At 50.8% G+C, this 3,059-nt stretch carries 1 rRNA gene; it reads right to left on the bottom strand.

The annotated features are described in order from the left end of the window. Positions 1–21: 21 nt before the first annotated feature. A 23S ribosomal RNA gene (locus RST01_RS15865) occupies positions 22–2,950 on the bottom strand. Between the last annotated feature and the right edge of the window lie 109 nt (positions 2,951–3,059).

Consider the following 3,059-nt stretch of genomic DNA (forward strand, 5'->3'; position numbering starts at 1 on the left):
AATTGAAGGTTCTTAAGAAATTTGGTTAAGTCCTCGATCGATTAGTATTCGTCAGCTCCATGTGTCGCCACACTTCCACCTCGAACCTATCTACCTCATCGTCTTTGAGGGATCTTACTTACTTGCGTAATGGGAAATCTCATCTTGAGGGGGGCTTCATGCTTAGATGCTTTCAGCACTTATCCCGTCCACACATAGCTACCCAGCGATGCTCTTGGCAGAACAACTGGTACACCAGCGGTGTGTCCATCCCGGTCCTCTCGTACTAAGGACAGCTCCTCTCAAATTTCCTACGCCCACGACGGATAGGGACCGAACTGTCTCACGACGTTCTGAACCCAGCTCGCGTACCGCTTTAATGGGCGAACAGCCCAACCCTTGGGACCGACTACAGCCCCAGGATGCGATGAGCCGACATCGAGGTGCCAAACCTCCCCGTCGATGTGGACTCTTGGGGGAGATAAGCCTGTTATCCCCGGGGTAGCTTTTATCCGTTGAGCGATGGCCCTTCCATGCGGAACCACCGGATCACTAAGCCCGTCTTTCGACCCTGCTCGACTTGTAGGTCTCGCAGTCAAGCTCCCTTGTGCCTTTACACTCTACGAATGATTTCCAACCATTCTGAGGGAACCTTTGGGCGCCTCCGTTACTCTTTAGGAGGCGACCGCCCCAGTCAAACTGTCCGCCTGACACTGTCTCCTACCCCGATCAGGGGTACGGGTTAGAATTTCAATACAGCTGGGGTAGTATCCCAAGGACGCCTCCACCGAAGCTGGCGCTCCGGTTTCAATGGCTCCTACCTATCCTGTACAAGCTGTACCAAAATTCAATATCAGGCTACAGTAAAGCTCCACGGGGTCTTTCCGTCCTGTCGCGGGTAACCTGCATCTTCACAGGTACTATAATTTCACCGAGTCTCTCGTTGAGACAGTGCCCAGATCGTTACGCCTTTCGTGCGGGTCGGAACTTACCCGACAAGGAATTTCGCTACCTTAGGACCGTTATAGTTACGGCCGCCGTTTACTGGGGCTTCGGTTCTCACCTTCGCTTGCGCTAAGCAATCCCCTTAACCTTCCAGCACCGGGCAGGCGTCAGCCCCTATACGTCACCTTACGGTTTTGCAGAGACCTGTGTTTTTGCTAAACAGTCGCCTGGGCCTATTCACTGCGGCTCTCTCGGGCTTGCACCCTACTAGAGCACCCCTTCTCCCGAAGTTACGGGGTCATTTTGCCGAGTTCCTTAACGAGAGTTCTCTCGCTCACCTTAGGATTCTCTCCTCGACTACCTGTGTCGGTTTGCGGTACGGGCACCTCCTGCCTCGCTAGAGGCTTTTCTTGGCAGTGTGAAATCAGGAACTTCGCTCTAAAGAGCTCGCCATCACAGCTCAACGTTATAGAGAGCGGATTTGCCTACTCTCACGCCTTACTGCTTGGACGCACATAACCAACAGTGCGCTTACCCTATCCTACTGCGTCCCCCCATTACTCAAATGGCAGGGAGGTGGTACAGGAATATCAACCTGTTATCCATCGCCTACGCCTGTCGGCCTCGGCTTAGGTCCCGACTAACCCTGAGAGGACGAGCCTTCCTCAGGAAACCTTAGTCATTCGGTGGATGGGATTCTCACCCATCTTTCGCTACTCATACCGGCATTCTCACTTCTAAGCGCTCCACCAGTCCTTCCGGTCTGACTTCACAGCACTTAGAACGCTCTCCTACCACAGACATCGTAGATGTCTATCCACAGCTTCGGTGAATTGTTTAGCCCCGATACATTTTCGGCGCAGCGTCACTCGACCAGTGAGCTATTACGCACTCTTTAAATGGTGGCTGCTTCTGAGCCAACATCCTGGTTGTCTAAGCAACGTCACATCCTTTTCCACTTAACAATTACTTTGGGACCTTAGCTGGTGGTCTGGGCTGTTTCCCTTTTGACTACGGATCTTATCACTCGCAGTCTGACTCCCGTGTATAAATCACTGGCATTCGGAGTTTGTCTGAATTCGGTAATCCGGGATGGACCCCTAGTCCAAACAGTGCTCTACCTCCAGGATTCTTCATCACGAGGCTAGCCCTAAAGCTATTTCGGAGAGAACCAGCTATCTCCAGGTTCGATTGGAATTTCTCCGCTACCCACACCTCATCCCCGCACTTTTCAACGTGCGTGGGTTCGGGCCTCCAGTAAGTGTTACCTTACCTTCACCCTGGACATGGGTAGATCACCTGGTTTCGGGTCTACGACCACATACTTATTCGCCCTATTCAGACTCGCTTTCGCTGCGGCTCCGTCTCTTCAACTTAACCTTGCATGTAATCGTAACTCGCCGGTTCATTCTACAAAAGGCACGCTATCACCCATTAACGGGCTCTAACTACTTGTAGGCACATGGTTTCAGGATCTCTTTCACTCCCCTTCCGGGGTGCTTTTCACCTTTCCCTCACGGTACTGGTTCACTATCGGTCACTAGAGAGTATTTAGCCTTGGGAGATGGTCCTCCCAGATTCCGACGGAATTTCACGTGTTCCGCCGTACTCAGGATCCACTCAAGAGAGAATGCACTTTTGACTACAGGACTGTTACCTGCTATGGTGGGTCTTTCCAAACCGCTTCGCCTAACGCATTCCTTTGTAACTCCGTATAGAGTGTCCTACAACCCCAAGAGGCAAGCCTCTTGGTTTGGGCTCTTCCCATTTCGCTCGCCGCTACTAAGGGAATCGAATTTTCTTTCTCTTCCTTCAGGTACTTAGATGTTTCAGTTCCCTGAGTCTGCCATCAAGACGCTATGAATTCACGTCAAGATTCTACCCCATTACGGATAGAGGGTTTCCCCATTCGGAAATCTCCGGATCAAAGCTTACTTACAGCTCCCCGAAGCATATCGGTGTTAGTGCCGTCCTTCATCGGCTTCTAGTGCCAAGGCATCCGCCATGCGCCCTTAATAACTTAACCGTTGGCTTATAAAAGCCTTTAAGTTATTAAGCCTAAAAAATTTAAAACTTAATAAATGTGTTACTTAAGAATTTCTTCAATGTCGTTTTATCCAGTTTTCAAAGAACAA

It is taken from the genome of Rummeliibacillus stabekisii, assembly GCF_007988965.1.
GTDB classification, from domain to species: Bacteria; Bacillota; Bacilli; order Bacillales_A; family Planococcaceae; genus Rummeliibacillus; species Rummeliibacillus stabekisii.